Source organism: Psychrobacter sp. 5A.1 (assembly GCF_030407455.1).
In the GTDB taxonomy this organism is placed as follows: Bacteria; Pseudomonadota; Gammaproteobacteria; order Pseudomonadales; family Moraxellaceae; genus Psychrobacter.
On sequence record NZ_JASDDJ010000003.1, the window covers coordinates 108,372 to 114,371 of the forward strand.

7 protein-coding genes and 1 rRNA gene are annotated in these 6,000 nt (G+C 38.5%); 1 reads left to right on the forward strand and 7 read right to left on the reverse strand.

What is annotated here, in order from left to right:
- Positions 1 to 209 precede the first annotated feature (209 nt).
- On the forward strand, positions 210 to 1,001 hold the full coding sequence (locus tag QL982_RS01360) for a dienelactone hydrolase family protein (RefSeq protein WP_290161766.1): 792 nt from the start codon (positions 210 to 212) through the stop codon (positions 999 to 1,001).
- A 103-nt stretch (positions 1,002 to 1,104) separates the two neighbouring features.
- On the opposite strand, the gene QL982_RS01365 is transcribed toward QL982_RS01360, so the two are convergent.
- The 7 genes from QL982_RS01365 to rrf all read right to left on the reverse strand — a co-directional run.
- The gene (locus QL982_RS01365; RefSeq protein ID WP_290161768.1) at positions 1,105 to 1,749 is read right to left on the reverse strand and encodes a DUF938 domain-containing protein; all 645 of its coding nucleotides are present in this window, start codon (positions 1,747 to 1,749) and stop codon (positions 1,105 to 1,107) included.
- A gap of 78 nt (positions 1,750 to 1,827) precedes the next feature.
- On the reverse strand, positions 1,828 to 2,292 hold the full coding sequence (locus QL982_RS01370) for a flavodoxin family protein (protein WP_290161770.1): 465 nt from the start codon (positions 2,290 to 2,292) through the stop codon (positions 1,828 to 1,830).
- 13 nt (positions 2,293 to 2,305) lie between these two features.
- Positions 2,306 to 2,719 (reverse strand): OsmC family protein, encoded by a 414-nt coding sequence (locus QL982_RS01375; protein WP_290161773.1) that lies wholly within the window; start codon positions 2,717 to 2,719, stop codon positions 2,306 to 2,308.
- Between the two features lie 249 nt (positions 2,720 to 2,968).
- Entirely contained in the window at positions 2,969 to 3,802 is an 834-nt protein-coding gene (locus QL982_RS01380) for a hypothetical protein (RefSeq protein WP_290166122.1), read from the reverse strand.
- A gap of 93 nt (positions 3,803 to 3,895) precedes the next feature.
- Entirely contained in the window at positions 3,896 to 4,081 is a 186-nt protein-coding gene (locus QL982_RS01385) for a hypothetical protein (protein WP_290166124.1), read from the reverse strand.
- A 1,001-nt stretch (positions 4,082 to 5,082) separates the two neighbouring features.
- Positions 5,083 to 5,490: a hypothetical protein gene (locus tag QL982_RS01390; RefSeq protein WP_290166113.1), complete on the reverse strand. Its 408-nt coding sequence runs from the start codon at positions 5,488 to 5,490 to the stop codon at positions 5,083 to 5,085.
- A 400-nt stretch (positions 5,491 to 5,890) separates the two neighbouring features.
- Positions 5,891 to 6,000, reverse strand: a 5S ribosomal RNA gene (gene rrf, locus QL982_RS01395); the annotation flags it as partial.

The window sequence follows — 6,000 nt, forward strand, 5'->3', positions numbered from 1 at the left end:
AACGACTGATAAATACATTGGCATGGTTTTAGGGTGTGTCCTCATTTCAAAATATTTATCTTTTTTATATCGTTGGATTCAAATAATTCCGATACAAGGAAACCGAGCGCAAGCTATACATTAGTATGGTTAGCGAGGATGACGATGTAGCGGGTTTGTATGGATTTGACGATGCGACTATTTTTTATATGACTATAAGGCGACCTACCATGTTACCAATTTTAAATTCCCCATCCAAAAAACCTTACCACTCATTGCTAATGGGTGCTTCAATCGGCCTAATGGCACTGACTTTCAGTCAAACGGCTGCTGCTATCACGACCAAAAACGTTACCTATACAGTGGATGATCAAGCATACGAAGGTTATTACGCCAAAGCGGATAAGCCCAACGCACCTTTTATTTTACTCATTCATGACTGGGATGGTCTCACCGATTATGAGCGCAAACGTGCTGATATGTTAGCGACTGAAGGCTACAACGTATTAGCAGCAGATATGTTCGGTCAAGGCGTTCGCCCTACTTCTATTGAAGAAAACAAACGTCTAACGGGGGAGCTATATGACGACCGTAATAAAATGCGTCGGATATTAGCAGGGGCATTAACGGCAGGACAGCTGCAAGGCAATGATGTGCGAAAAGGCACGACTATGGGATATTGTTTTGGCGGTACGGTTGCGTTAGAGCTAGCACGCTCAGGCTTTGAGCAAAAAGCGTTTGTACCATTCCATGGGGCTTTTGAGGTTCCAACCGGTCAAAGTTATGACAACACCACTGGGGAGATATTAGTCTTTCACGGCTCTGCCGACCAGTCCGTCTCTCTAGAAAGCTTTGCGACACTAGGTAAAACATTAGAAGCGGCCAAGGTACCTCATGAGATGGTTACTTATAGCGGTGCGCCACATGCCTTTAGTGTATTCGGTAGTGATAGATATGATGCACGTGCCGATGAGCGCTCTTGGAAACGTTATTTGGACTTTTTAGCAGAAGAATATAAATAGTCTAACAGCGAAAAAAATAAGAAAGCCCAACTAAAAAGCCACTTCAATCGATCATCTTCTGATCTTAATTGAGGTGGCTTTTCTGTTCTAAGAGTTTGGTGCTTTATATTTTTTGAAATACCAATAGTTGATTATTAGCAGGCATCGTATATGTTTTTCTGAGTTGTAAATGATGAACCTTTGCTAGACTAACAATATCTTCTTTATGGCGAATCCCGCTGTCAGGATTGCCTGCTCTCAACATCGCATCAAATCGCTGATTGCCCTCACTGGTATAGTCACCATGCTCATTAAAAGGGCCATATACAATCAGCTTATCATCTGTTTGCAAAGTATCACCTGCCAATGCAAATAACTTTTTGACCAAATCCCAACCAATAATATGTAAGGTATTGGCTGTAAACATTGCATCATATGGTAAGTTTAACTGGCTATTGACAGGTACGGCATCCGTACTCAAATCAAATGCTAAAGGGGCATATAAATTGGGCGCAGGATAAGCATCATGCCAAGCGATTATGTGGCGATGATTACTAGTGACATCGCTAGTTTGCCATTTTAAATGTGCTAAATGAGGCGCAAAATAAACACTATGCTGACCAGTTCCAGAACCAATCTCCAATACATGATTAGAGCCTTGTAGCTCGCTTTGAAGCACTTCTAAGATAGGCTGTTTATTATTCTCACACGCTTGGGAAAATGGCAACGCAGAAACATCCACTTTATTATTCAAATCATCATTGTGCATTACGGCTCTCTCCAAACTGTCTATGGTACTTTTGGCAGTAGTTGCATATATCAACAAGCATTATCAGACATCTCACTATTAATAAATACCTGCCTCGACCCCAGCGGCTAGCGTCATGGCTAGCGCTTCTACTTGCTCAGTGAAGCTCTCTTGCCAATCGCCTTGTAGTATCAGCGCCTCTTGGCTCCATGACCAACGTAGCCCTGTCGTAATCGTCTTGATAGCAAGCTTCGTACCTGTGCCATCATGCCCTGCTCGTATATATACCGCAAATGGCATGCCTTGCTTCTCTTCTAGCACAGGATAGTAGCAACGATCAAAGAAGTCCTTGGTCAGCCCTGCCATATACGCCAGATTTTCAGTCGTGCCTAACAGTAACGCATCAGCAGCCAACACATCTTCAGGCTGCGTCTCCTGCGGTGACTTCAAGATGACGTTAATATCTATATCAGAATGATTAGCACCGTCATAAGCTGCCTGCGCCAATTTTTTAGTATTGGGCGATGGTGCATGAGCGACGATCAGTAGCGTTTTAGCGGCCATAATCATTATCTTATCAAAGCGATGTTATACATTTAAGAGTAACATCCTGAATGATATCAGGGTGTAGGCTTTTCGCCACAGGACAAGTGAGTGCTGTGTTGTAGAATATCGTTTTCGTTCTGTCATCAAGTGCTTTGTTAAACGTTACGATAATATTTATTTCACTCACGCGTCTTGGGTCAGCAGCCATGACTTTGGTCACTTCGGCAGTGGTTCCTGTGATATCGATACCCATGTCATGGGCCTTGATACCCATAATCGTCAACATACAACTGGCCAAACTGGTCGCTATCAAATCAGTCGGTGAAAACGCCTCGCCTTTGCCCAGATTGTCTGTAGGAGCATCGGTCATGATTTGGTTGTTTGACTGTAGGTGAATGGCGGTGGTACGTAAATCGCCTTGATAGGTTACTTTTGAGGTTGTCATGGGGGTTTCTCTTTGGTAGTTGTTGTTTTTGGATTACTTCTTTTTAAATAGTATAGCGCTGTTAGACAATAGTAACTTATGTTCCATTAGTTGCAATGTGGAATATTAAGCTCTGGAATGTCCAAAGAAAGCCTTTATATATAAACTCTCATTAAATAACTTAGAATAGTTAGATAAACCTATAGTGGAACCTAATTTGTGAGATTGATTCAATTTAAAAATATTATGATATCTAACTTGTAATTCCAGCTATATATTTTCCCATGTATCTACATAATTTTTTCTAACTTCCTCTTCGCAGCGATGACAAGCAAAATATCTAATAGCTTCCACATCTCCTGTAACGAAACTATCACAATTTTCACAATCTAAAGCAGCCCAACCACGATCTTCGCATTCAACACAAACCCACATACCTTCCAAGTTTAATACTGTTTGTTTTTCGATTTGACATTTGTGACAATAAGCCAATGGATCAGCCTCATCATCATAACGGGTCTCAGGATCTTGCTCTTGATATATTTCAGTATATTTCTCCAGAGCATATTCAGAAGCTAACTCTGTCTGGCACTCAGTGCATTTATGATCTTTAACCATAAAATACTTAACTTCTTTATTGCAGTTTGAACATGGTATTGAAATTTCGATTGCTTTTAACTTTAAATCTTTCACATCACAGACTAAGCACTCGATATCTTCTCCACCCCAGCTATGTGATTTAAGCACTTTAGCTGACTCTAATCCGCATGATGTACAAGAGACGATACGATTCCCTCTATTCTTTTCTATCTCAACTTCATCTTGAATCAAATCAAACTTGGCTTTAAGAAAATTATGGTTCAATTTAACTTTTACATCTATTTCATCTATTGAGCCTATATAGTTAGTAAAAATATCAGCCCAATTATTAGTTAATAGTTTATGCAAATGAAACCATGATACCCAATGCTCGATAACCACCTCTGTTTCTTTACCTGAAAACCCTGTATGAGCAAAATGAACAATTTGATTTCGATGCTCACCCAAGGCTTTAAAATTATTCATAGCTTCTTTTTTAATATTTTCTCCACAGATATTTTTCAAACGAATATGTGCTTGCTCCAGATAAACAGAATGAAAGTCACCACTTTCAAATTTTTGTTTATCTGCTGATTCTGGCTTTGAAATAATGAGTGATCAATGCTCTTTCATTAGTCGAGCTTTAAAAAATAGCTCTATTGCAGTGTATAAATCAATCAGTGAGCTTTTAGGAGACTTTGATAAATTACTAACTGAAGAGTCAAGAAAAATAATTCCATTATTAACTACCGCATCAAACCATCCATCAACGTCGTTTTTATTTTGCTTAATATGATTTGCCACTAATTTCTCCAAAAGAAATATAAAGCGTTGCTAAAAGACGAAAAAATTTAGGTTCTAAATTTTATCCTCACGTTAATTTAAAAAAATATTTTTCTCTTCCAAATTTAGCATTAATATTAAAGGCCAACAATATGAATATCGAAACACAGTCCACTTTAGTTAATTTATATTGCTTGAACAATAGAGCTCTTGCAAAAGTATCAAGTCATTGATTTCTACTGATGGAGGGCTAGAAATAACTTGTGCAAGAGCTCTAATGAAGCTAACTGATAGATGATTTGAAAAGGATTATAATTTAATAAAAGCTGGAAAATAGTCCCTTAACAAATCAACTTTGGAAAATCATCTGGAATAAAAAGCTCACAGTTAACGTTTCCATACCAAAGAATACTCTACAACCACTTAATCCAATCTCACTAATCTGCCAAATACTCTTAAATAATTTTTTATCTAAATCACACTGAAATATATGTCCAATAACCTAACAGCAGTATGAGCAAGCCCCAAGATAACGAAAAGCATAAATAGTATGACTCGCTATCAAGTGCCACATAAAAGTAAATAGCCAGTCCAATACTCACTAGCAGAGAGACTGAATATGCGATGAGTAAAGTAAACAGAGCCATATTTTCAAATTTGGATAAAACTGGGCTATTTTCTGCACAGATATAAAAGAGAAAACCCAGTGAAAAAGCCCCACCAATCGTAATATGCAAAAATGATATTAGAACCAGTGACCAAATTGACATGAATTATCCTTTATTAGCTTAATGCTTTCCTACTAGATCTATAGTCAAAGAACTCTAAAATGAGTACAAGACAGCCGACTGCAGATTGTACAAGTAGTACATCTAAGGAGGGTAACGCCGTAGCAGTTTAGTAGTTCACCGACTATATATAAGCAGTGTGTTGTAAACCTAGTTAAAGACAAGACTACCATCTGCCTTGTCTTTAAGCGTATTAGCGAACAGCAATGCCTATTTGTGAGTAATCAATACACCTTAGTTGTTAAATCTACTTTCAATAATAGGTTGATCATTATTAATACTTTCTAGGGTCTCGAATCCTTTCTTAGTACCAAAGTATAGAGCGTCTGTTTTTTCCTCTCTATAAAAACGCATTTCATCGCCTTTATTATCAGTCAACGTAAATTCATTAAACACTTTTTCCCAGTGTGCTTTCTTTTCAGACTCGTTATGATCAGCTTTAAACGTTGGCTTCAAAATATAAGAAATATCCTTACATTCTTCAGGTGTTATCAAAGGCAATAACTCTTTGTGCGTTGTTAAATATAGACATACTTTCTCAATGTCATCTAGAGTTTCTCTGCTATCAGTCAGTTTGATAATTAACATCGGTTTATATCCTAATTTGCTTTCTAGCTTGGTTTTATTGATTGTTTTACTCATCTACTTTAAACCGATATCACAGATAATACTACACTGCATTTTTACTATACTGCATTCTTAAAACGCCAGGCAAAAGAAAACCCCCTTTGACTTATGTCAGAGGGGGTTTTCTAGGAATAGAGAGCTGACGAACGAGAAGAGCGCTATAAAAGCAAAGCATGCTAATTGCGAGCACAGCTCTTGTCTTGCGTCGGGCGAAACTGTGTTTTGCTTCTTACTCCCTAATGCAGCGCAAGAGCTATCTACAGGCATAGCCTTTCGTCTTGCGCTACGGACGACTGTCTCCCAGACAGTCGTTACTCCTTGCTCACCTTTAAATAGGATGTGCTGCGCTAGTCACTAGAAATAAAAGATAAAAAAAAAGCCACCCAGTTAAGGGTGACTCTTTTTAAATATAGAGAGCTGACGATGACCTACTCTCACATGGACGAATCCACACTACCATTGGCGCTATGATGTTTCACTTCTGAGTTCGGGAAGGGATCAGGTGGTGCCATCATGCTATTGTCG

What these genes read in the sequence shown, in the direction of transcription:
- QL982_RS01360 (WP_290161766.1), top strand. Translation starts at nt 210, where the DNA reads ATGTTACCAATTTTAAATTCCCCATCCAAAAAACCTTACCACTCATTG.
- QL982_RS01365 (WP_290161768.1), bottom strand. Translation starts at nt 1,749, where the DNA reads ATGCACAATGATGATTTGAATAATAAAGTGGATGTTTCTGCGTTGCCA.
- QL982_RS01370 (WP_290161770.1), bottom strand. Translation starts at nt 2,292, where the DNA reads ATGGCCGCTAAAACGCTACTGATCGTCGCTCATGCACCATCGCCCAAT.
- QL982_RS01375 (WP_290161773.1), bottom strand. Translation starts at nt 2,719, where the DNA reads ATGACAACCTCAAAAGTAACCTATCAAGGCGATTTACGTACCACCGCC.
- QL982_RS01390 (WP_290166113.1), bottom strand. Translation starts at nt 5,490, where the DNA reads ATGAGTAAAACAATCAATAAAACCAAGCTAGAAAGCAAATTAGGATAT.